This window comes from Phenylobacterium sp. FG114, assembly GCF_057809855.1.
In genome coordinates, this window is the sequence record NZ_JBMDKU010000008.1 from 237,490 (window position 1) to 260,132 (window position 22,643).

Sequence of the window (22,643 nt, forward strand, 5' to 3'; positions counted from 1 at the left end):
GGGGAACATCGGCGTTACCTGAGAGGTTTTCCCCATTGCCATGGCCAAGCGACACATGCCGACGCTGAAGCGGTCCCTCGAAATCGACGCACCGCCGACCGAGGTCTGGAGAGTGCTCACAAATCCCGAACTGATCCGCGAATGGGCGGCCTCTTATCTCGACGGGATCTCGATACGAACCTCGTGGCGACAGGGCGAGCCGGTCACCTGGAAGGCGCCCGACGGCTCCACCCAGGCGGTGGGCGCCATCGCCGCTATCGAGCACGAGCGGCTGCTCAAGATTGAGTACGACGACGATGCCCGCGCCTTCCCCGATACGTTCGAGATCGTGGCGAAGGAGGACCGCACCTGGCTGAACGTCAGCGCCGACGAACTCGACGAGCACGACCTCAAGGCGGCCGAGGAGGCCATCAAGGAGATCAAGAGCCTCGCGGAGGAATCCGCCCAGATTCACGGCCTCCGCTGACACGAAGATGGGGTCGCCGGTGCGCCGAGCGACCCCTCGTCCGGCTTAGCGAGGGCTAGAACCGCTCGCCGACCATCTCTTCGCTCTTGGCCCAGAGGGCCTCGGCGTTCTCCGGGTCGATCGCGTAGGGCCGGACGCCGCCGCGAATGCCCTCGCCCTCGACCACTTCCGCGACGTGGCAGTCCTCGCAATAGCGGCCGCCGACCTCGTCGCCCGACGCCACGACGCCGGCCCAGACCGAGGTTGCCGCGCCCTGAGGAATGGTCTTCCACTGGAAGTCGGCGGGAGCGCCCGCAGCCGCGTTCGCGACCCGGATCTCTTCCAGCAGCGCATCCATGGCCTCCTGGGTCATGTGCCGGCCAAGCTCCGTCTGAATGCCGCCAGGGTGCACCGCCGCGGCGCGCACGCCGCGGGCCTTGTGGCGCCGGTCGAATTCCACCGCGAACAGCACATTGGCGGTCTTCGAACGGCCATAGGCGCCGAACGGGGTGTAGCCGCCCTCGTCGAAGTTCGGGTCGTCCAGGTTCACGTCCGAGAAGCGGTGGCCGGCCGAGGCCAGGCTCACGAACCGGCCGCCCGGCTTAAGAAGCGAGGCGATGCGGTTCACGAACACGAAATGGCCCAGGTGGTTGGTGCCGAACTGGGTCTCGAAGCCATCGGCCGTCTTGCCGAACGGCGTCGCCATAACGCCCGCATTGGCGATGATGACGTCGAACGGCAGCCCGTCGGCCACCAGTTCGTCGGCGGCGTCACGCACGCTGGCCAGCGAGGCGAGGTCCAGCTGGACCAGCTCCAGCTTGCCCCCGTCCCTCGCCCCGGCGCGCACCACTTCGGTGGCGGCCAGCGCCTTCTTCAGATCGCGGGCCGCACCCACCACGTGGGCGCCGTGGGCGGCCAGGGCCCGCGCCGTCTCGACCCCCAGGCCGGCCGACACCCCGGTCACCAGGATGCGCTTCCCGCGCAGGTCGACACCGTCCAGCACCTCGTCGGTGGTGGATGTTTCTCCAAAGATCTTGGTCGCAACTGTCGTGACCATGTGATCCTCCTTCAGATCATGCCGGGGACCCCACGTCCCCTCGGCTCCAGATCTGGGGATGCGCCCCGCCGTTTCGCGCGCCCGATCCCCTCGAAGGCTTGCCCGATCCTCTCAGCCGCGGGCCCATCGCACGCGGCGTGCTTGCGCAAGGCCTGCCTCGATCCGATCATCCAGGGGTGAAAGAGCTCCTCCAAGACATGCTCGCGTGCGCCACGCGCCACGCCAACCCGCAACGCATGGAGACCTGCGTCCCGGGATTGATGGTCTATAGCGCCTCCGAGCCCACCGGCCTGACGCCCGGGGTCTACGAACCGATGCTGTGCCTCGTCCTGCAGGGCGCCAAGGAGGTCCTGATCGGCGACCAGGTCCTGCAATACGACCCCGCCGGCTACTTCATCGCCTCGCTTGAAGTGCCGGTTTCCGGCCGCATCGTGGAGGCCAGCCCCGCCCGGCCCTATGTGGCGATGTCGCTCCGCCTTTCGCGCGACAGCCTGGCGGCCCTGATCATGGATGCGCCGCCGCTGGCCGCCCCGTCCGAAACGCCGCCGGCCGCGGGATTCGCCGTCAGCCCGCTCACTCGCGAGTTGGTCGAGCCCTGCCGACGCCTGCTCGCCTTGCTCGACGCGCCACATGACGTGGCGGTGCTCGCGCCGCTGCTCGAGCGCGAGATCCTCTACCGCCTGCTGCAAGGCCCCCAGGGCTGCGTGCTGCGCCAGGTGGCCCGGGCCGACAGTCGCCTGTCCCGCGTCCGTCGCGCCATCGGCTGGATCCGGGAGCACTTCGACCGGCCGCTGCGCATTGAGGACCTCGCCGAACTGGCCGGGATGAGCACGGCCTCGTTCCACCGGCACTTCAAGGCCGCGACCGCCATGAGCCCGCTCCAGTTCCAGAAGAGCCTGCGCCTGCAACAGGCGCGCCGTCTGCTGATCACCCACACCGACGTCAGCCGCGCGGGCTACGCGGTGGGCTACGAGAGCGCCTCGCAATTCAGCCGGGAATACGCTCGCGCGTTCGGCGCCCCGCCCGCCCGCGACGCCCTGCGCCTGCGCGGCGACGCTTCGGTGTTGGCCGACGCGGCAGCGTAACGCTCGGACGCCAGTCGGTACTCGACGGGCTCGGCCAGGAAGCTCGCGGCCTCCACGCCAACCTTGGTGACGAGCGTCAGGAATGCGAAGTCCTCGTCGTCGGCGCGATCGGGCGCGGCGGCAGGCGGCATGGCGGGCTCCGGATCGGCGTCAGGTTTCATCAGCCTCAACCCCAGCGGGCGAGCTATGGTTCCTGGCGCGCTGGTCGGGCCAGCACGCCTCACAAAGGTGTAAGCCTGTCGCCAGCCGGCGGTAGGGTGGGCCTGCCATCCAGACCATCATGAGCCCTTCGATCGCACCGGGTCGCCTCGGCCTCGCCCTGGCCGCCTCGCTCGCCCTCGTGCTGGGCGTGGCGGCGCAGGGTTGGCCCGGGCCGTGGCGGCCGCTGGAGGGCGATGGCCAGCCGGCCGCCGTCGCGCCGGCCGACGCCGAGGGCGATACGCTCGCGGTCCTCTATTCCGGCGACGGCGGCTGGGCGGCGTTGGACAAGGGCCTGGCCGACGGTCTCGCCAAGGCCGGCCTGCCGGTGGTGGGCTACAACTCTCTGCGCTACTTCGCGACCGCCCGCACCGCCGACGGCGCCGCCGCCGACCTGGCCGTGGCGCTGCGACGCCAGATGGCGGCGTGGGGCAAGCGGCGCGTCGTGCTGGTGGGCTTCTCGTTCGGGGCCAACGCCCTGCCGGCCATCCTACCGCGCCTGCCGGCCGACCTGCGCCAGCGGGTCCGGCTGGTGGCGCTGGTGGGGCTTGGCCCGACGGGCGACCTGCGTTTCACCCCGCACAGCTGGTTCAACCGCCCCACGACCGACGCCTTCGCCACCAGGCCGGCGGTGGCCGCGCTGAAGGGCGAACCGATGGTCTGCATCTATGGCGATCGCGAGGCCCACGCCATCTGCCCGACGCTGCCGTCCGGCCTGATCCGGCGGGTCGAGCTGCCCGGCGGCCATCACTTCGACGGCGACTACGACCGCCTCACCCGCGCCGTCCTGGACGCGATTCCGGGTTAACCCAGCACGACCCGGCGGATCTCGTCGTAGATCCGATGCGTCAGGGCGATGGCGCGGAAATCCACCGGCTGCGCCCAGGACGACACCTTGGCCGCCACCAGCCGGTTGGCGCGGTCCACGAACAGGTTCTGGCCGTGGATCCCCATGGCGAACAGCGTCTGGGGCGCGTCGTCGATCACGTACCAGCCGCTGCGGTAGCGCATGGTCATGCCGCGGAAGCCGGCGGCGAACTCGCCGCTGGTCCACGCCTCGCGGTCGCCGCCCTCCGCCATGTCGGCGATCCAGGCCGCGGGCAGCGCCTGGACGCCGTCGCGCCGGCCGTCGTCGGCCACCAGGAGCCCCAGGCGCGCGAAGTCGCGCACCGTGGCCCCGAATCCGCCCGTGCACCGCGGCGCGCCCATGTCGTCGACGGTGACATAGGCGTCCTGCGCCGCCCCTGCCGGCCGCCAGAGGTATTCGCTCGCCAGGTTGGCGAAGGGGCGCCCACTGGCCCGCTCGATCGCCCAGCCCAGCAGGTCCGTGTTGGCCGAGACATAGGCGAATGGCCCGCCGTGCGGCTCATGCCTGGCGGCCAGGGTCGCATAGAACTCGTGCAGGTCGGCCGGCTGGCCGCTCGGCGTCTCCCAGTTGGTGGCCGCCGCGTAGGCGTGCTGCTGCGCCACGTCGAGCCGGACGCCGGCCCGCATGTCCAGGAGCTGGCGCAGGGTGGCGTCCTCGTAGGCTGTGCCCGCCGTCTCCGGCACATAGAGACTGACCGGCGCGTCGACCTCCAGTTCGCCACGCCCCGCCAGCACGCCCGCCGCCAGCCCCGTGATAGACTTGGTCGCCGACATCAGAATGTGCGGCGTCTCTGCCGTCATGCCGTTCGCATAGCTTTCGTGGACGATCCGGCCGTCCAGCAGCACGACCAGCCCGTCGGTCGTGGTCGCCGCCAGCGCCTCGTCCAGCGTCAGTGTCCGCCCGCCGCCCACGGGCAGCGAGAAGGCCTCCAGGCTGCGCGGCGTCGACGGCAGGTCCCGCACGGTCTCTGGAGCATGGGCCACGATCGCCGTCGGGATCAGTTCCGGCACATGCTTGAAGGCCCAACGGCTGAACGGCGCGGTCCGCCAGTTCGAGCGGTCGGCCTTTGGCGAGGCGACGTCGAGGTCCGGCACGTTCAGACCTCGGCCACGCCTTTGCCGACGGGCGTCAGCGACAGCATGGCCAGCTTCACATGCTGCCACGCGAAGGGGATGCCGATGATGGTCACCGCCAGCGCCGCCGCCAGCAGGATGTGGTGCAGCGCCAGCCACCAACCGGCCAGCACCAGCCATAGGATGTTCAGCAGCAGGCTGACGGCGCCCGGATCGCGATCGGTCACCACCTTGCCGAACGGCCAGTAGCTAAAGCCCGCGATCCGGAACGCCGCCGGCGTCCAGGGCAGACCCACGATGGTGATCGCCAGGATCACGCCGGCCAGCAGCCACAGGGTCCCCGAAATCCACCCTCCCAGGACGAACCAGAGGACGTTCATCAACAGACGCATCGGCAGGCTCCGCGGGTGACCTGCTCCTTCTAGCAGGCCCGCGGGTCCCGGCCACCTCTACGCGGCCAGCATCGCGTCCCGACGCCGTCGCAGCATCGCGCCCGCGCTGCCGAAGCCCAGGAGCGTCAGGGCCCAGGTCGCGGGCTCCGGGACGCAGCCGGTCGTGCCGATCCGTTCGAGGATCACGCGATCGAAGATCGGATCGTTGTTGCCGATGTTGGTGGTCGACTTCAGCACGAAGCTCAGCGTCGTCGACGCGCCGGTGGCGACGTACGGGTCCAGCGTCGCGACCGTGAAGGCCTTACGGAAGAACCCCGAGTCGTCGGCCACGATGGTGAAGTCCTGGCTGAAGGCGCCGAGGTTGACCGTGAACACCGTGCTGCAGCCGGGGCAGTTCTCGCCCGTGTAGCCAAACGACAGCTGGTAGATGTCGCCCGCCGTGGTGCCCACCGTCTGGCCGATGCCTTCGCCCGGGAAGAGGAAGCCGTTGCTGGACTGCCCGCCGGTCACATAGACGTAGTCGCCGTCGAAGGCCGGCAGGCCCAGCGTCGCGTACGACAGCACGCCTTCGGTGTGGCCGATGTTGAACCAGCCGGGCGGGGTGGTGAACGGGCTGGTCGAATCCTCGAAGCTTCCGTTCTGGAGCAGGTTGGCGGCCTGAGCCGCCGCCGGGAGGGCGGCAAGCGCCACGATCGCCGTCAGTAGTTTCCGCATTCTAAGCTCCCCTATGCAATAGGTGTAAGCGCGACGAGAAGTCGCCGGAAGAATTCGGTAGCATCCGCCGGCATTGTTAGAAATTGGACCATGGTCTCGAGACTGGTCTTAGGACCCAATGGATCAGATCTCGTCACGTTTCCGTCTTGGACGATGAAACATTCTCTGGAAGATTGACCGCAGGCAGCCCGGCGGGGAACGCATGGCGTCGAGCGATCGTGAGCAGGCGGAACTGATCCGGGCCCTCTACCGGAACATCCCGGCGGGCGGCCTCGTGATGCTCTTCGCCGTCATCGTGGCCTGCGGCGGCATGCTCTACATGGCGCCCGACCGCCTCCCGCAGGTCCAGGCTTGGTTCGTGCTCGGCCTGGCGATCTTCGCGGGCCAGATGGGGCTGTGGGCGTGGCGGCGGCGGGGTCCCGACGTCGAGGCGGACTGGCGGCGCTGGGAGCGGCGGCTGCAACTGGCCTGCGGCGCCGACGGCCTGCGCTGGGCGGCGGCCACGCTCTGGCTGGCGGGTCCGGGCCAGGCCGACCAGCAGGTCTGGATCTGCATGATCGGCGGCGGCGCCGTCTGCGCGTCGGTGGCCTCATGGGGCAGCTACGTCCGCGTCTACTACGCCATGATGTTCCCCGCGATGGTCCCCTACATCGCCTGGGCCGCCTTCGTGCCCGACCCGCGCTACTGGGGCGTGGCCATCCTGGGCGCGATCCTCACCTGCGCCATCGCCTGGCTCAGCCACCGCCAAAGCCGCGCCTTCGCCGAGGCGGTGCGACTGCGCTTCGAGAACCTCGACCTGGCCGAACGGCTGGCCGAGCAGAAGGAGCTGGCCGAGCGCGCCAACCTGGCCAAGACCCGCTTCCTGGCGGCCGCCAGCCACGACCTGCGCCAGCCCATGCATGCGCTGGGCATGTTCGTGGCCGCCCTGGCTCGCGTCCCCATGGCCGCCCAGGGCCAGCGGCTCACCGGCCAGGTGGCCGAGACCGTGACCGCCATGGGCGACCTGTTCGAGAGCCTGCTCGACATCTCCCAGCTCGACGCCGGGGTCATCGCGCCTGAGCGCGAGGCCTTCGCCATCGCCCCGCTGCTTGCTCGGCTCTGCCGCGAACAGGCTGCCGGGCTCGCCGGCCGGCGCGTGGTCCTGCGCCAGGTCCCGTGCGGCGCGGTCGTCGAGACCGATCCCGTGCTGCTGGAACGGATGCTGCGCAACCTGATCGCCAACGCCGTGCGCCACACCGTGCGCGGCCGCATCCTGGTCGGCTGCCGCCGCCGCGGCCGGCGGCTCTCTGTTGAGGTGTGGGACACCGGCCCGGGCATCGCGCCGGCCCACCGCGAGCGGATCTTCGAGGAGTACTACCAGCTCGACAATCCCGGGCGCGACCGCGCCAAGGGGCTGGGCCTGGGGCTCGCCATCACCCGGCGGCTGTCGGCGCTGCTGGAGCACCCGGTGGCGCTGCGTTCCGAGCCCGGCCACGGCTCGGTATTCAGCGTCAGCCTGCCCCTTTCGGCCCCGTCCGCCGCGGCGCGCGCTCCCGAGGACAGCGTCCCCCCGGCGCTGGAAGGCCTCGTCTACATCGTCGACGACGAGCGGCTCGTGCAGGAGAGCATGGCCCAGCTCCTGGGCGCCTGGGGCTATGCGGTCGTCGCCGCGGGATCGGCCGAAGAGCTGCTCGCGCGCGCTGGGTCTGCCGGGCGACCCGACCTGCTGATCTGCGACTGGAGACTGCGCAGCGGCGAGGCGGCGCCCGCGGTCATCGCCCAGGTGCGCGCCGCCTCCACACCGGATCTTCCTGTGCTGATCATCACGGGCGACACGGCGCCCGATCGGCTGCGCGCCGCCCACGCCACCGGCTTCGTCCTGCTGCACAAGCCGGTGAGCCCCGGCAAACTTCGGGCGGCCCTCGGCAACCTGATCGCCCGCGGCGCGTCTCGGCGAGCTGCAGCCGTCAGATGATCCCGGCGGCCCGGGCCGACTGGACCGCCTGCTCGCGGTCGCTGGCCGACAGCGCACGCAGCACGCCGGTCATGTGGGCCTTGATGGTCTTCTCGGTGATGCCCATCCGATGGGCGATCGCCTTGTTGGACAGGCCTTCGCCCAAGTGGCGCAGCACTTCGGACTGGCGTTCCGTGAGGTCGCTGAACGTGGCGGGCTCGGCGACCGCGAGGTGGGGCGGACGCTGCACCAGCGATGGCACGAACCGCTCGCCCCGCATCACCCGCGACAGGGCCATCAAGAGCGTATCGGCCGAGGCGGATTTCGGCACATAGCCCAGGGCCCCTGCGGCGAAGGCCTGCCGCGCCACGGCCGGGTCGTCGGCGGCGGTGAGCACGATCACCGGCAACGCCGGTCGCAGGCGGCCGAATTCGCGCAGCGCGTCCATGCCGTCCATGCCCGGCATCGAAAGATCCAGGAACACCGCGTCTAGGTCGGGCCGCCGCGCGGCCATCCGCAATCCCTCGGCGCTGTCGCAGGCCTGCAGCAGCTCGGCGTCGGGCGCCTCGCGCTCCAGCAAGGCCAGCACACCCTGCCGCACCAGCGCGTGATCGTCGACGATCATCAGTTTCATGGCGGCCCCGGACCCTGCCATCGCCAAAGCAACGCTCAACCGCGAGTATAGGCCCGCAGCGTGGCCGCGAACCACCCCATGCCCCTGCAAGGCGAGCGCGCGCTCCTGCCCAAACGGCAGAACTGTTCTGCGAAATCGGGGGATGCGGCGAAACCGGCGAACGCCCACCTTGGCTGGCGACGAAAGGAACCTCCGCCATGAATATCGCCCTCGCCCTCATGTCTTTCGGCTTCGCCCTGGTCATGGCGATCCCGATCGCAGGGCCGCTGCTGCTCGCCGCGCACTGATTTGATCGGCCAGCGACAAAAATGACGCTGTTCAAGTCCTACGCTCGCAGGCGATAGTCGCGGGGCAGGTGAAAGGACGGGCGCCGGCGACAGTGTCGTCACGCGCCCCGGGGTTGTACGCTTGCCTCAGCTTGACCTTTCCGCCCTCAACGGAGCCGAGCTCCGGCGGCTTCTGGACTCCGTACGCGAGCGCGGCCAGGCCGCCCAGTCCTATCAGATCCTCGAGGAGATGGCCCGGCGGCGCGAGGCCCAGGGTCAGAGGCGCGCGCGGGGCGCGGCGGCCGCGGAGCCGCACATCATCTCGGTCGATTTCGGCGACCCGCTCGAACCTCGCGACGAGGTTTGGGAGGAAGAACCCGCGCCCGGGCCCGCCGGCGACCTGACGCTCGAGCGACGCCCCGGCCGCCCAGCGCCGAGGCGACGTTGGGGACTGCCGGCCGCCACCTTCGTCGCCGGGGCCGTGATAGGCGTCGCCGGCGGCGCCTGGTACGCCGGCAGCGTCCAGGATCCGCCGCCGCCGCCCGCGGAGCTCGCCACGCTTCAGGCCGAAGTGGCCGCGCCGCCCGCCTTGCCGGCGGCGCCCGCCACGCCCGCGCCCGCCGCCGAAGCGCCACCCGAAGCCGCCACACCTGCGACCGAGCCGGCTGTCGCCGAGGCGCCGCCCGAGGTGTCGGAACCGGCGCCCGCCGACGCCGCCGCGCCCGCCGAGCCCGAGCCACCGGCCAGCGTCGCCTGCGCCGCCGAGCCCACCCCGGCCGATCGCACGATCTGCGCGAATCCCCGGCTACAGCGGCTGCAGGAGGACCTGCGGCGCGCCTACGCGGATGCGCTCGACGCGCACGAGGACAGGACGGTGCTGCGGCAGCGCCAGCTGGCCTGGCGGGACGAACGGAGCCCCGTGACAGATCCGGAGAGGCTGGCCGCGCTGTACGAACAACGCATCCGCAAGCTCGACTCCGCGACCGCGGACGCCCGCAGTCGGCGCTAAAGCCCCATTCCCGGCGTCCAGCCGCTGCGCGCCAGGAACGCCTCGGCGTCGGTCATCTGCAGGATCTCGGCGATGGCGGCCCGCTCGTCCGGTGCGTTCCGGTAATAGGCCTTAACGATCCGGTAGCCGACCCAGTAGCCCAGGTCGCCCGGCTGTTCCGCCGTCCCGATCCCGTTGTACAGCCAGGCCGATCCGTTGGCGGGCTTGCGCATGTCGGCCTGGAAAGCCCGCTCCAACTCGCGCTCGCGTCCGGCGACCAGGGGCGGCAGGTGGCGGTATGAGACCGATCCCACCATCAGCTCGGCCAGGAACTCCGCCGCGCCTTCGACCAGCGAGGCCTTCAGCACCGTTTCGCCCGGGTCCTCGCCCGTAGAGGTCTGCTGCACATGGACATATTCGTGGGCGATCACCTGCACCATGCGCCGCCCCTCGTCCGGGTCGGGCGTCGTCCAGGCGCATAGGGTCTCCAGCGAGACATAGACCCCAGTGGCGTCGCCGATCGCCACGGGCCGCGCCCGGCCGATCAGCACGGCCACGGGCGGGAACTTCGCCTGCGGATAGAGCTGGCCCAGCCGCGTCATGCCCGCCGCCACCCGGTCGCGCACCATCGGCAGGCGCGCCGCGCAGCTCCGGGCGTTGCGATAGACCTCCGGCGTCGCGGTCATGGCCGCCGCCATCCGCGCCCCGTCGACCCGCCGCGCCTTGGCGAAATAGGCCAGCTCCGCGCTGCCCTTGTCGAGGTAGTCCCGTTGCAGCGTCTCGGCGCTGGGCGCGGCCCCCGCCGCGTCATAGACGGCGAAGAACCGCTCCACGTCGTCGAATTTGAAAACCGGCGCGGGCGCGCTCCACGCCGGGGCGGCCGCGAACATCCCCGCCAGCAAGGCTCCTGCCGTCGACGACCAGCGTGGCGCTCGACCCATCCGTCATCCCCCTTCGCCAGGGCTCACCTGCCCGGCCGCCAGCGCCGCCCCCGCTCGTCATCTCGGGCGCCGCACCCGCGCGCCGAACGGCCGAGACGACCTGAGCGTCCGGATGCTGTCGGCGCGACCACCCTCGCCGTAGCTTCCGCTCGGGCTGTGTCAACCGGACACGGCAGGGCGTGGGCCTTTTCCGACTTCACCCGCCGACGAAGGGGGCCCGGTAGGGTGGCGCCCAGGCCGCGTCCTCCAGGAAGTCCGTGATCGCGTCGCGGCCGGGCGCGAGGCCCCGCAGCTGCAACAGCGCGCCCGCGTTGCCGCGGTGGTAGGTCCCGTGCAGGCAGACGTGCAGCAGGATCTCGCCACGCCGCATGCGGGCGGGCTTGCCGCTGGTGAAGACGAAGTCGACGGGCTGCTCGACGTCGTCCGCCGACAGGCCGCGCGTGTAGTCGGCGTACCAATCGTCGATCTCCCGTGCGCCTTCCGCCAGGGCCTCGAAGCCGGGGAGCGTTTCCGATCGCGCCGCCTGGAAGGTGTGCGGCCGGCCCTGCAGGTGATGCTGGAAGATCCGGTCCACCACCTGGATGTGATCGAGGACCAGCAGCATGAGGGCCGTGTCCTCACCGCTCAGGCGGTCGAGGTTTTGCCTCACGGCCTCGTAGAGGCCCCGGTCGGCCCACCGCTTGATGTCGATGAGCTGGGCATAGGGCTGACAGGTCATGAGGGGTCCTTCCGTTCTCCCCTGGAGAATACGAGCGATAACTCGTATTCTGGACTCGCATTGGAGCCAGGATGGCGCGACGGCCCGTCACCAACCCGAGAAAACACGCGTCCCAGGAGCGGTCCCGCGCGACGGTCGACGCCCTGATCGAGGCGACCGCTCGCATTCTGGTGCGCGTGGGTTTCGACCAGGCCAGCACCAACCGCATCGCCCAGAAGGCCGGGGTCAGCGTCGGCTCGCTGTACCAGTACTACCCTTGCAAGGAGGCGCTCGTGGCGGCGGTCATCGAGCGCCACAACCGCGAGCTCATGCAGGTCGTCCGCGACACCCTGGCTGAGGTGGCGGAGCAGCCGGTCGAGCAGGCGGTCCGCCGCCTCATCGCCGCGGCGATCACGGCCCATCGCCTCGATCCCGCGCTGCATCGCGTGCTGGCGGAACAGACGCCGCGTACGGGGCCGCTGGAGAACGTGGAGGCCTTCAACCGCGAGACGTTCGACCTCTTCCGCGCCTATCTCGAGGCGCACCGGAGCGAGCTGCGCCCCGCAGACCTGGAGCTCGCGGCCTTCGTCTGCGTGACCTCCATCGAGGCGCTGACCCACACGGCGGTCCTGCACCGCTCGGAACTTCTGACCGACGAAGCCGCCGAAGCCCTCCTCGACGAGGCGACACAGCTCGTGACGGGATATCTGCTGTAGTCTCGCGGGGTCAGGGGGCTTTTATCCGGCGCGGCGCAGCCCCTCACTAGGGCGGACCAGGTCGACCACCGCCTCGGTATAGGCCTCGATATTGCGCCGCGCGGCCGCGACGCCGCTGACGCCGTGGGCTTCCAGGGCCCGCAAGCCGCCGCCCGTCTCGAACAGGGCCCGGAAGGCCTCCTTCTCGATCAGCGGCGTCGGCAGAATCTCGATCTCGCGATCCTTCAGCATCGCCACCACCGCCGCGAGCGACCGAGGCTTCAATGCCGCCGGCACCCGGGACAGCAGGCAGTGGTGCGCCAGGTTGTTTCCCGCGCGGCGCCCGAACGAGGCCACGAGTTCCGACGCCTTGATCGCCTCCACGGCGTCCATGGGCGAGCCGTTGAGCGGCGTCAGCACGAGGTCGAAGCGCAGCGCCGCGAAGACCATGGCGCCTCGTACGGACCCTTCCGTATCGACGATCGTCCACTCGGGATCCCGGCGACGGGCTTCCTGGGCGGCGTCTCGGATGTCCTGCACGGTCGGCGCGGCGTGGACGGTGATCGCTTCGGGACGTCCCGGCAGGCCGGCCCAGCGCACCAGCGGCTTGTTGGGATCGGAATCGATCAAGGCCACGCGGCTGCCACGCTCGGCCAGGCCCAGCGCCAGCAGCAATGCGGCCGTCGTCTTGCCGGCCCCGCCCTTGGGGCTGATGAACGCGATGTTCGGCACCGACCCCTCCCCTTCTTCGGCTACTCCGCCGGCAGCTGGTTCTCCGCCCGGCGCGTCTGCATCCGGTCGAACTCCGCCCAGACGCCGGCGTCGCCGTGCCATTGTCCCTTGGTGGCGGCCTTGGAATATTCCGTCGACCGCGCCTCGAAGAAGTTGGCGTGCTCGACGCCCGACAGCATCGACTGCAGCCAGGGCAGCGGATTGTCCTTCACCTTATAGACCTGCGGCAAGCCCAGTTGCTTCAGCCTCCAGTCGGCGATGAAGCGGATGTATTGCTTGATGTCGTCCGGCGTCATGCCCTGCACATCGCCAGCTTCGAACGCCAGATCGATGAATTTGTCCTCCAGACCGACGACGGTCTTGCAACAATCGACGATGTCGTCCGCGACCGCCTTGGTGACGCAGCCGGTCTCCTTGTTGAAGGCATGGTACAGCTTGATGATGCCTTCGCAGTGCAGGCTCTCGTCGCGCACGCTCCAGCTGACGATCTGGCCCATGCCCTTCATCTTGTTGTGGCGCGGGAAGTTCATCAGCATGGCGAAGCTGGCGAAGAGCTGCAGCCCCTCGGTGAATCCGCCGAACATCGCCAACGTCCTGGCGATATCCGCATCCGTTTCGACGCCGAACTGCTGCATGTAGTCGTGCTTGTCGCGCAACGCCTTGTAGTCGAGGAAGGCGGTGAACTCGCTGTCGGGCATGCCGATCGTCTCGAGCAGCAGCGCATAGGCGGCGATGTGGATCGTCTCCATGTTGGAGAACGCCGCCAGCATCATCTTCACTTCGGTCGGTTTGAAGACGCGGCTGTACCGCTCCATGTAGTTGTCGTTCACCTCGACATCCGACTGGGTGAAGAAGCGGAAGATCTGCGTCAGCAGGTTCCGTTCCTTGTCGTTCAGCTTGGACGCCCAGTCCTTGAGGTCCTCGCCCAGCGGGATCTCCTCGGGCATCCAGTGGACCTGCTGCTGCTTCTTCCAGAAGTCGTAGGCCCACGGATAGCGGAACGGCTTGTAGGCGTAGGACGGCGTGAGCAGGCCCGGCAGCTGGCGGATGTTGGACGTGGTCATCTTTCGAGTCCCGGCACGAATCAGGAGCAGGCGCATCCCGTTAATGGAAAGGTAAGCCTGATCGGCGGCCGGCGCAGCGGGAACTTTCGTCGCGCCGGGGATATTTTCTCTACCAATTGTGGATGAAGCATGGCGACCCCCTACATATTGTATTCGGCTGAAGGTTCGGGCGGCGTCGCTGTCGAGGCGGCCCTCACGCTGAGTGGCGCGCCTTATGAGCTGGTGGAAGCCCTGACCTTCGATCCCGACGACAAGCCGTCGGGCGACAAGGTGCTGGCCGCCAACCCCATGCGACAGGTGCCGGCGCTGGTGACGCCGACCGGCGAGACGCTGACCGAGAGCGCCGCGATCCTGATCTGGCTGGCGGAACAGCATCCGGACGCCGGCCTGGCGCCGCGCGCCGGCGATCCCCGCCGCGGCGCCTTCCTGCGCTGGATGACCTTCATCTCCTCGGCGATCTACGCCCACTACTGGCTGAAGGACGATCCCTCACGCCTGGTCCGCGACGCCGCGCTGCACGCCGAGGTCGACACCCGCATCATGGACCGCATCGAGGACTGCTGGCGAATGATGGAGGCCCAGGTGAAACCGGCCGGCCGGTACCTGTTGGGCGACGAGATCTCGGTGCTCGACCTCTATCTCTGCGTGGTCAGCCGCTTTCGCCCCCGTCGCCAGCGCTTCTACGCCGCCGCGCCGCGCCTAGGCGAAGTGGCCCGCCGCGTCGACGCGGATCCGCGGCTCGCGGCCTTTTGGCGGAAGCGCTATCCGTTCTTCGAGAACTGGGACCGGCTGTAAGCCTACTGCTGCGGCCGCAGCGAGAAGGTGAAGGCGGCGACCGTGTCGTCGCGCGTCTGCTGGCCGAAGATCATGTGGCGGCCCTTCACCTCGCGGTGGATGACGCCGAACGAGGACTGCACGTCGCCCTTTCGCCAGCCCACGCCGACCTGGGCGTCGCCAACCAGCGCGCCGGACGTGTCGGTGCTCCAGCCCGCGCGGTCCCATCCGTTCTCGCCGCGCAGGACGTTCATGCCCACCGCCCGTCCGCTGGCCGCGGCGAACAGGTACCAGCGGCCGCGATCGCCGAAGCTGGTCCCGTCCTTCACGCCCAGGTCGCGGAGCTGTTCCAGCGCCCGCTCGCCGCGCGACTTGGAGACCGTGAGCGTGGCGCCGCCCTCGGCCTGGGTGCCGAAGGTCGAGACGCCGAAGCCGGCGTGCGGGGCGATATCGAACGCCAGCGCCCCATCGTCGAAACTGACGGCCCCGGGCCAGCTGCGGATCAGGGTGACGTCGAAGCGGTCCTTCTCGGGCGCCAGACCCGGCAGGCGCTGGCCGCTGCCGATGTTGATGCGCACGGAATCCACGGGACCGGCGGCCCGGCGGGAAAGGCGCACTTCGCTGGATTGCCAGGAAATGGCCGCGTCGGACAGGTCCGCGGCCACGGCCTTGCTGGGCGCGAAGGCCGCGTCGTTCAGCGCGGCGCGGATGGCCAGTTTCTGGGTCAGTTCAGGCGCGACAGACTGGGCCGAGGCGCCGCCGGCGACGGCCGCCATGCCCAACGCGAAAGCCAAATGCGCCCCACAACGCATTCGAACACTCCCGATCCACGCCCCGTGCGGCATGGTCCCCGGACGCATAGTTCGTCGGCCTGCCGACGTCGGCAAGCGCTAAAGCGTCGCACGCGAATTGTGACAGGGTTACCCAAGGAGGACGCCTAACCTATTGGCAGGCGAGGCATTCCTCGTAGTCGGTCTTGCCCTCGACCTGGATCTCCACCACCGCCGAGGCCTCGCCGCCGGCGTGGCTGGCGCGCTGCACCGATTTGGAGCGCAGGTAGTAGAGCGACTTGCAGCCCCGCGCCCACGCTTGCCAGTGAAGCATGTGCAGGTCCCACTTATCCACGTCGCCGGGCAGGAACAGGTTCACCGACTGGCTCTGACAGATGTCGGGCGTGCGGTCTGCGGCGAGCTCGACCACCCAGCGCTGGTCGATCTCGAAGGCCGTCTTGTAGACGTCCTTGTCGTCCTGGCTGAGGAAGTCCAGGTGCTGCACCGAGCCTTCGTTCTGCAGGATCGAGTCCCAGATCTCGGCGGTGTTCCGGCCGTTCTGGTCGAGCAGTTTCTCCAGGTAGGGGTTCTTCACCGCGAAGGTCCCGGAGAGGGTCTTGTGCGTGTAGATGTTGGCCGGGATCGGCTCGATGCCGGCGCTGGTGCCGCCGCAGATGATCGAGATCGAGGCGGTGGGCGCGATGGCCAGCTTGTGGCTGAAGCGCTCCATCACGCCGCGTTCCGCCGCATCCGGGCACGGGCCGCGCTCGGCGGCCAGCTTGCGCGAGGCCGCGTCGCACTGGCGGCGCAGGGTCTTGAAGAGCCGCATGTTCCAGCTCTTGGCCATGGCGCTTTCGAACGGGACGTTCTGCGCCTGCAGGAACGAGTGGAAGCCCATGAGGCCCAGGCCGACGGACCGTTCCCTACGGGCGGCATAGACCGCGTGCTTCATCTCGGGCGGCGCGCGGACGATGAAGTCCTCGAGCACGTTGTCGAGGAAGCGCATGACGTCCTCGATGAACGTGGGGTGGTCGCGCCATTCCAGGAAGGTCTCGGCGTTGACCGAACTCAGGCAGCAGACCGCGGTCCGCTCAAGGCCCTGATGATCCCGACCGGTGTGCAGCATGATCTCCGAGCACAGGTTCGACTGGCGGACCGACAGGCCCAGCTCGCGCTGGTGCTGCGGCATGGCGCGGTTCACCGTGTCGGAGAAGATCAGGTAGGGCTCGCCGGTCTGCAGGCGGATCTCCAGGATCTTCTGCCACAGCGAACGGGCGTCCACCTCGCGGATCACCTCGTCGGTCTTGGGCGACCGCAGGCCGAACATGGTTCCGTCGCGGACGGCCTCCATGAACGCGTCGGTGATCGAGATGCCGTGGTGCAGGTTCAGGGACTTGCGGTTGAAGTCGCCCGAGGGCTTCCGGATCTCCAGGAACTCCTCGATCTCCGGGTGGTGCACGTCGAGGTAGACCGCGGCCGAACCCCGGCGCAGCGAGCCCTGGCTGATCGCCAGCGTGAGGCTGTCCATCACGCGGATGAAGGGGATGATGCCGCTGGTCTGGCCCGCGCCCTTCACCTTCTCGCCGATCGAGCGGACGCCGCCCCAGTAGGTGCCGATGCCGCCGCCGTTCGAGGCCAGGGCGACGTTCTCGTTCCAGACGCCCTGGATGCCTTCGAGGTTGTCCGGCACCGCGTTCAGGAAGCACGAGATCGGCAGGCCGCGGCCCGCGCCGCCGTTCGACAGCACCGGGGTCGCCGGCATGAACCACAGCTTCGAGATGTAGTCGTAGATGCGCTGGGCATGGTCGGCGTCGTCTGCGTAAGCCGTCGCGACGCGGGCGAACATGTCCTGGTAGCTCTCGCCCGGCAGGAGGTAGCGATCCTCCAGCGTGGTCTTGCCGAAATCGGTCAGCAGCGCGTCGCGCGACCGGTCGACCTCCACCTTGCGGACGAGCTGGAGCTGCGGGCGCGCCGGCGCCGATGCAACCCGTTCAGAAGTCTCGGCAATCCCAACTTGCGCCGCTTCACTCATCTGCCTGTCCAAGCCCCTCGAAGGAGGGCCCACCGGCCCTCCGCCCTATATGTTGTGGTCCAGCCCCCGAACCAACCCACATATGGGGCACTGCTCGTGTTGAATCGTCAATGAGGCGGCCCGCTCGTCCCCAAGGTTTTTCGCTAATGAGACGTTAACGCGCAGGGGGGCTGTCTCGGGCGGAGATGTTAACCGGCGGGGGGACTCACGACACTGTGAACACCTACCGGGTCAGTGGCCAAACGAGCGCGATCAGGGCCGTTCCGACCACCAGGACGATGAGCGTCAGGGGCGCGCCCAGCCTCGGATAATCGGAGAAGCGATAGCCGCCCGGGGCCATGACAAGCGTGTTGCACTGATGGCCGATCGGCGTGAGGAAATCGCAGGCCGCGCCCATCGCCACCGCCATGAGGAACGGATCGGGCTGCAGCCCCAGAAGCTTGGCCAGGCTGGCGCCGATGGGGGCCACGATGAGCACGGTGGCGGCGTTGTTCAGGAACGGCGTCGCCGCCATGGCGACGGCCATCACCGCGCCCAGCGCCAGGATCGGCGGCTGGCCACGGAAGAGGTCGGCCAGGGTGTGGGCGATGAGGTCGGCGCCGCCCGTGGCGCGGATCGCGTCGGACACCGGGATCAGGCAGGCGATCAGGACCAACAGCGGGCCATCCAACGCGGCATAGGCCTCGCGCATGCGGATGGCTCCGATGGCGATCATCAGCGCCGCCGCCCCGAAGAACGCGATCGCCACCGGGGCCACCTTGATCGCCACCAGCACCATGGCCGCGGCCAGGATCGCCGCCGGCGCCAGGGCGTGACGGATACCGCCGAGTCTGACCTCGCGCTCGGCCAGCGGCAACAGTCCCAGGGTCCGCAGCACGCCCGGCAGCGCGCGCTCCGCGCCCTGCAACACCACCATGTCTCCTGCGCGCAGGCGCAGCGTCCGAAGCGCGCTGGCGATGCGATAGCCGCTGCGGCTGACCGCCAGGAGGTTCACCCCATGCGTGCCGTGCAGGTCCTCCTGGCGGGCCGAGCGGCCGATCATCAGGGAATCGGGACCGACCACCGCCTCGACGATCCGCACCTCCTCGGTGGGCTCGTCCATGGCGATCGGGCGGTCGGCGCGCGTCAGCCGCAGCTTGAGACGCGCGATCAGGTCGTCGAGCGCCTGGTGGTCACCCTCCAGCAGCAGGACGTCTCCGGGCCGCACCCGCGTGTTCGGATGCGGCGCGGTCTGGCGCTGACCATCGCGCAGCAGGGCCATGACCGAGACCTCGCCGTTCGCCAGCCGGCCCAGTTTGGCCACCGTCGTGCGGCCGGGATCCCAGTGGCCCGGCACCTCCACCTCTGTCACATACGGGTTGGCGGCCAGCGCCGCGTCGATCGCCTCGGGTGTCGGCCGCGAAATCGGCAGCAGGCGGTAGCCGAACGCCAGGAACGCCAGCCCGACCGCGGTGACGCCAAGGCCGACGGGGGCGTAGTCGTACATCTCGAACGGCCGGCCCAGGATCTCCTCCCGCACCTGCGAGACGATGATGTTGGGCGACGTCCCAACCATCGTCACCGTCCCGCCCAGCAGGGCCCCGAACGACATGGGCATCAGCAGGCGCGACGGCGGGGTCCCGGTCCGCTTGGCCACGGAGAGCGCGATGGGCATCATGATCGCCAGCGCGCCGACGTTCTTCGTCACCATCGACAGCACGGTCACCGCGCCGGCGAAGAGCAGCACCTGCGACGCCGGGGTCTTCAGGTGTGGCAGCACCGGCCGCAGCACCAGTTCCACCACCCCGGACTTGGCGAAAGCCGCGCTGACGATCAGGGCGCAGGCGATGATGACGGTGATGTCGTTCTTGAAGCCATCGAAGGCCGCCTTGGCGGGCACGAGGTTGAGCGTAACGCCGACCAGCAGCGCCAGCACGGCGATCACATCGTAGCGCCATCGCCCCCAAATGAAGGCGCCGATGGTCGCGCCCACCAGCCCGAAGGCCAGGGCCTGCTGCAGAGTCATGAAGTCCCTCGACTTAATCTCTGCGATCAGAACGCAAGCGGAGCCTTTCGGCTGCGCGGGCGATGGTGGACGAAACCGACGGGGCGTCGCAGAAGGGCCGGATGGAGAGCCGCTTCATCGTCATCGGCGCGGGCATGGCCGGCGCATCCGCCGCCGCGTTCCTGGCGCAGCACGGCCGCGTAACGATCCTCGAGGCCGAGTCCCACGCCGGCTACCACGCCACAGGCCGCTCGGCGGCGAGCTATATCGACACCTATGGCCATCCCACCGTTTGCGCCGTCACCCGGGCGGCCAGAGACTTCTTCTGGAACCCGCCCGCGGGCTTCGCCGAGCACCCGCTCGTCCGGCCCCGTCCTGACCTGCAGATCGCCGGACCGGACGGCGCGGCGGTGCTCGACGCCATGCTTCGGGAACACGGCGCGGCGCTGCGCCCGGTGGATGCCGCCGAGGCGCGCCGGCTCTGCCCGATCCTGCGGCCGGAGATCGATTGGCGCGCCGCCCTGAACGAAGGATCCGCCGACATCGATGTCGATAGCCTGCTGCAGGGCTTCCTGCGCCTGGCCAAGGCTCGCGGCGCCGAGCTCGTCACCGGCGCCCGCGTCGTCGGCCTGGACCGCACCGCCAGCGGCTGGAGGGTGACAACGGCCGCGGGGACCTTCGAGGCGCCGATGCTGATCAACGCCGCCGGCGCCTGGGCCGGCGCGATCGGCCGGCTGGCCGGCCTGGGCGACCTGGGGCTCGCGCCCCTGCGACGCACCGCGGTGCGGATCGATCCCGCCCAGCGCGACGGCCTGGCCGACTGGCCGTTCGTCATCGACGTCGAGGACCGCTTCTACTTCAAGCCGGACGCCGGCGGCCTGTTGCTGTCGCCGGTCGACGAAACGCCCAGCGATCCCTGCGACGCCTCCGCCGACGAGCTCGACATCGCCTATGCGGTCCAGGCTTTCGAGGACGCCACCACCGAGCAGGTGCGCCGCGTCGCCCACCGCTGGGCCGGCCTGCGGACCTTCACGCCCGACCGCATCCCGGTCGTCGGGCTCGATCCGCGTGAGCCGGCCTTCTTCTGGCTCGTCGGCCAGGGCGGCTACGGCATCCAGACCGCGCCGGCGCTGGGCGAGGCGGCGGCCGCCCTGGCCACGGCGAGCGAGTTCCCGAAAAGGCTGCGCGACCAGGGGGTCGCGGCGGCCGATCTGTCACCGGAGCGTTTGGTCTGACCGGCTTCGGGGGTCACCAAATTCCGCGCGCCGTGCCATGCTGCCCGCACAGGGATGACAAGCCTCCCGAGGCGGCGCCTCGGACGTCTGGGAAGGATCGAGCGTGACCGATGCGACGGCCGGCGAGCCGCAGCGGCGAGGCCGAGGGCGGCCGCGCGACGCCGCGCTCCAGCAGCGCATCAAGGACGCCGCGCTGGGGGTCCTGGCGACGCATGGGTTCTCGGGCCTGACTCTCGAACGGGTCTGCGCCGAGGCCGGAATTCCCAAGGCCACCTTCTATCGCCGTTGGGAGAACCCCACCGCCTGCGTCGTGGAGGCCTATCTCGAGATCTGGAGCGAGGCGGAATTCCGCGACACCGGCGATGCGCCGGGCGACCTGGAAGCCTTCGCCCGCAAGCTGATGCAGCTCTACGGCCACCCGAAGCTGGGTCCTGTGTCGATGGCAATCCAAGCCGAGTTCCGCGTCCGCGCCGAATTCCACAACCTGGTGCAATCAGGCGCGCTTCGGCGTCGGGGCAAGAACACCGCGGCCGTGGAACAGGCGCTGGGTCGTCTCTCCACGCCGCCCGCGATGTCGGCGAACATGATCCTGGACGTCCTGAACGGCGTGATCCGCAACATCCAGTCCCTGGAATGGCCGCTGGCGGAAGACGATCTGCGACAGCTGATCCAGGTGCTGCTGACGCCCGCCGATCGCGCGGGCCCGGCTTGAGGCTTGCTAATTACGATACGGAAAAGTTGACATAATAACGAGGGGACCCGACAGTCCGCGCGATGGCGCCGGGCCAAGCCGGCGTCGGGCTTCGCGGAGGGTGGCGTGACGTTGGATCGCCGTAGTCTATTGCTGTCGCTGCTGGCGTCGACGTCGCTGACCGGCCTGGCGCGCGCCGCGCCGCGCCGCCGGCCGAACATCATCACGATCGTCCTGGATGATGTGGGCTTCTCGGACCTGGGGTGCTTCGGCGGCGAGATCCGCACGCCCAACATCGACCGCCTCGCGGCCCGTGGCCTGCGCTACACCCAGTTCGACACCAAGGCCGTGTGCGCTCCGACGCGCGCGTCCCTGCTGACCGGCCGCAACAGCCACACCGTCAACATGACCGATGTGCCGGACGTGGCGATGGGCCCGAATGCGCAGTTCTATCCGCCGGGCGCCTTCCACATGCCCGCCAATGCCCAGACCACCGCCCAGGCGCTTAAGGCCGCGGGATACGCCACCTGGCTGATCGGGAAGTGGCACCTGATCCCGCTGGACCAGCTCGGCGAAGGCGCGTCGCGCGAGAACTGGCCGCGGCAACGCGGCTTCGACTACTTCTACGGCTTCGCCCGCGGCTGGACCGACCAGTACAAGCCCGACCTGGTGGAGAACGACGGCTACATCCACCCGGAACTGCCGGCCGACTACCACCTGTCCGCCGACCTCGTCGATCGCTCCATCGGCCTGGTCCGGGAGCATCGGGCCAAGGCCGCGGACCAGCCGTTCTTCCTGCACATCGGCCTTGGCGTGGCGCATGCTCCGATCCAGGTCCCGGTGGCCTATTCCGACCGCTACAGGGGCGTGTACGACAGGGGCTGGGATGGCATCCGCGAGGACCGGTTCGCCCGACTGAAGCAGCTGGGCATCCTGCCGGCGGATGCGGTGCTGCCGGCCCGCAACGAGGGCGACCGGACCTGGTCCGAACTCTCGGACGACGAGCGCGCGGTCTTCGCGCGCTTCATGGAGGTCTACGCCGGCTTCATCGAGCACGCCGACGCCCAGCTCGGTCGCCTGTTCGACCACCTGGATCAGGCGGGCCTCAGCGAGGACACGCTGGTCGTGGTGATGTCAGACAACGGCGCCGCCTCGGAGGCCGGCCAGACGGGCGTCTTCGACGGCCTCTACCGGCCCAACACCCTGCCGCCGGCCCAACAGCGCGCGCGGCTCGCCGAACTGGGTACGGGCAAGACCCAGGCGGAATATCCCCGGCCGTGGGCCATGGCCGGGGTGACGCCCTTCCGGCGCTACAAGCTCTGGCCCTACCTCGGCGGGGGGGGGGGGGGGGGGGGGGGGGGGGGGGGGGGGGGGG

The 22,643-nt window shown here is 69.7% G+C and carries 22 protein-coding genes; 10 read left to right on the forward strand and 12 right to left on the reverse strand.

Annotated features, from left to right (window positions below; all coding sequences use genetic code 11):
* Window positions 1-40: 40 nt before the first annotated feature.
* Window positions 41-466: an SRPBCC family protein gene (locus tag ACODSY_RS15855; RefSeq protein WP_488952734.1), complete on the forward strand. Its 426-nt coding sequence runs from the start codon at window positions 41-43 to the stop codon at window positions 464-466.
* A gap of 55 nt (window positions 467-521) precedes the next feature.
* On the opposite strand, the gene ACODSY_RS15860 is transcribed toward ACODSY_RS15855, so the two are convergent.
* On the reverse strand, window positions 522-1,502 hold the full coding sequence (locus ACODSY_RS15860; RefSeq protein ID WP_488952735.1) for an SDR family NAD(P)-dependent oxidoreductase: 981 nt from the start codon (window positions 1,500-1,502) through the stop codon (window positions 522-524).
* A gap of 176 nt (window positions 1,503-1,678) precedes the next feature.
* On the opposite strand from ACODSY_RS15860, the gene ACODSY_RS15865 reads away from it, so the two are divergent.
* Entirely contained in the window at window positions 1,679-2,587 is a 909-nt protein-coding gene (locus ACODSY_RS15865; RefSeq protein WP_488952736.1) for an AraC family transcriptional regulator, read from the forward strand.
* Window positions 2,588-2,867: 280 nt separating this feature from the next.
* Window positions 2,868-3,593 carry an AcvB/VirJ family lysyl-phosphatidylglycerol hydrolase gene (locus ACODSY_RS15870; RefSeq protein WP_488952737.1) on the forward strand — a complete coding sequence of 242 codons (726 nt, stop codon included), beginning with the start codon at window positions 2,868-2,870 and terminating at the stop codon, window positions 3,591-3,593.
* Here ACODSY_RS15870 and ACODSY_RS15875 read toward each other — a convergent pair.
* The 3 genes from ACODSY_RS15875 to ACODSY_RS15885 are packed head-to-tail and all read right to left on the reverse strand — an operon-like array spanning window position 3,590 to window position 5,832.
* Window positions 3,590-4,747, reverse strand: a complete 1,158-nt coding sequence (locus tag ACODSY_RS15875; protein WP_488952738.1) for a serine hydrolase domain-containing protein — start codon at window positions 4,745-4,747, stop codon at window positions 3,590-3,592. The two genes, ACODSY_RS15870 and ACODSY_RS15875, sit on opposite strands and share 4 nt — an antisense overlap.
* A 2-nt stretch (window positions 4,748-4,749) precedes the next feature.
* On the reverse strand, window positions 4,750-5,118 hold the full coding sequence (locus ACODSY_RS15880; protein ID WP_488952739.1) for a YccF domain-containing protein: 369 nt from the start codon (window positions 5,116-5,118) through the stop codon (window positions 4,750-4,752).
* 57 nt (window positions 5,119-5,175) lie between these two features.
* Window positions 5,176-5,832: a PEPxxWA-CTERM sorting domain-containing protein gene (locus tag ACODSY_RS15885; protein ID WP_488952740.1), complete on the reverse strand. Its 657-nt coding sequence runs from the start codon at window positions 5,830-5,832 to the stop codon at window positions 5,176-5,178.
* Window positions 5,833-6,034: 202 nt separating this feature from the next.
* Between ACODSY_RS15885 and ACODSY_RS15890 the strand changes: the two genes are divergently transcribed.
* The gene (locus ACODSY_RS15890; protein WP_488952741.1) at window positions 6,035-7,786 is read left to right on the forward strand and encodes an ATP-binding response regulator; all 1,752 of its coding nucleotides are present in this window, start codon (window positions 6,035-6,037) and stop codon (window positions 7,784-7,786) included.
* On the opposite strand, the gene ACODSY_RS15895 is transcribed toward ACODSY_RS15890, so the two are convergent.
* A complete protein-coding gene (locus ACODSY_RS15895; RefSeq protein ID WP_488952742.1) occupies window positions 7,779-8,399 on the reverse strand; it encodes a response regulator in 621 nt (206 codons plus the stop codon). The genes ACODSY_RS15890 and ACODSY_RS15895 overlap by 8 nt on opposite strands.
* Window positions 8,400-8,807: 408 nt before the next feature.
* Between ACODSY_RS15895 and ACODSY_RS15900 the strand changes: the two genes are divergently transcribed.
* A complete protein-coding gene (locus tag ACODSY_RS15900) occupies window positions 8,808-9,674 on the forward strand; it encodes a lysozyme inhibitor LprI family protein (protein ID WP_488952743.1) in 867 nt (288 codons plus the stop codon).
* On the opposite strand, the gene ACODSY_RS15905 is transcribed toward ACODSY_RS15900, so the two are convergent.
* Complete coding sequence (locus ACODSY_RS15905) at window positions 9,671-10,594, reverse strand: DUF2268 domain-containing putative Zn-dependent protease (RefSeq protein ID WP_488952744.1); 924 nt, start codon at window positions 10,592-10,594, stop codon at window positions 9,671-9,673. The genes ACODSY_RS15900 and ACODSY_RS15905 overlap by 4 nt on opposite strands.
* A gap of 196 nt (window positions 10,595-10,790) precedes the next feature.
* Window positions 10,791-11,312, reverse strand: coding sequence for a DinB family protein (locus ACODSY_RS15910; protein WP_488952745.1), 522 nt, complete (start codon window positions 11,310-11,312; stop codon window positions 10,791-10,793).
* 71 nt (window positions 11,313-11,383) lie between these two features.
* On the opposite strand from ACODSY_RS15910, the gene ACODSY_RS15915 reads away from it, so the two are divergent.
* Window positions 11,384-12,007 carry a TetR/AcrR family transcriptional regulator gene (locus tag ACODSY_RS15915; RefSeq protein WP_488952746.1) on the forward strand — a complete coding sequence of 208 codons (624 nt, stop codon included), beginning with the start codon at window positions 11,384-11,386 and terminating at the stop codon, window positions 12,005-12,007.
* A 21-nt stretch (window positions 12,008-12,028) separates the two neighbouring features.
* Here ACODSY_RS15915 and ACODSY_RS15920 read toward each other — a convergent pair whose 3' ends face one another.
* A complete protein-coding gene (locus tag ACODSY_RS15920) occupies window positions 12,029-12,718 on the reverse strand; it encodes a nucleotide-binding protein (RefSeq protein WP_488952747.1) in 690 nt (229 codons plus the stop codon).
* A 20-nt stretch (window positions 12,719-12,738) separates the two neighbouring features.
* Complete coding sequence (locus tag ACODSY_RS15925; protein WP_488952748.1) at window positions 12,739-13,782, reverse strand: ribonucleotide-diphosphate reductase subunit beta; 1,044 nt, start codon at window positions 13,780-13,782, stop codon at window positions 12,739-12,741.
* Between the two features lie 129 nt (window positions 13,783-13,911).
* Between ACODSY_RS15925 and ACODSY_RS15930 the strand changes: the two genes are divergently transcribed.
* Window positions 13,912-14,577, forward strand: coding sequence for a glutathione S-transferase family protein (locus tag ACODSY_RS15930; RefSeq protein ID WP_488952749.1), 666 nt, complete (start codon window positions 13,912-13,914; stop codon window positions 14,575-14,577).
* Between the two features lie 2 nt (window positions 14,578-14,579).
* Here ACODSY_RS15930 and ACODSY_RS15935 read toward each other — a convergent pair whose 3' ends face one another.
* The 3 genes from ACODSY_RS15935 to ACODSY_RS15945 all read right to left on the reverse strand — a co-directional run bounded on the left by ACODSY_RS15935 (window position 14,580) and on the right by ACODSY_RS15945 (window position 19,363).
* On the reverse strand, window positions 14,580-15,332 hold the full coding sequence (locus ACODSY_RS15935; protein WP_488952750.1) for a lipid A-modifier LpxR family protein: 753 nt from the start codon (window positions 15,330-15,332) through the stop codon (window positions 14,580-14,582).
* Between the two features lie 166 nt (window positions 15,333-15,498).
* Window positions 15,499-17,358, reverse strand: a complete 1,860-nt coding sequence (locus ACODSY_RS15940) for a ribonucleoside-diphosphate reductase subunit alpha (protein ID WP_488952751.1) — start codon at window positions 17,356-17,358, stop codon at window positions 15,499-15,501.
* 223 nt (window positions 17,359-17,581) lie between these two features.
* Window positions 17,582-19,363 (reverse strand): SLC13 family permease, encoded by a 1,782-nt coding sequence (locus ACODSY_RS15945; protein WP_488952752.1) that lies wholly within the window; start codon window positions 19,361-19,363, stop codon window positions 17,582-17,584.
* Between the two features lie 62 nt (window positions 19,364-19,425).
* On the opposite strand from ACODSY_RS15945, the gene ACODSY_RS15950 reads away from it, so the two are divergent.
* The 3 genes from ACODSY_RS15950 to ACODSY_RS15960 all read left to right on the forward strand — a co-directional run.
* The gene (locus ACODSY_RS15950; RefSeq protein ID WP_488952753.1) at window positions 19,426-20,577 is read left to right on the forward strand and encodes an NAD(P)/FAD-dependent oxidoreductase; all 1,152 of its coding nucleotides are present in this window, start codon (window positions 19,426-19,428) and stop codon (window positions 20,575-20,577) included.
* 103 nt (window positions 20,578-20,680) lie between these two features.
* On the forward strand, window positions 20,681-21,289 hold the full coding sequence (locus ACODSY_RS15955; RefSeq protein ID WP_488952754.1) for a TetR/AcrR family transcriptional regulator: 609 nt from the start codon (window positions 20,681-20,683) through the stop codon (window positions 21,287-21,289).
* Between the two features lie 105 nt (window positions 21,290-21,394).
* On the forward strand, window positions 21,395-22,643 hold a 1,249-nt coding region (locus ACODSY_RS15960), incomplete at its 3' end, for a sulfatase-like hydrolase/transferase (protein WP_488952755.1).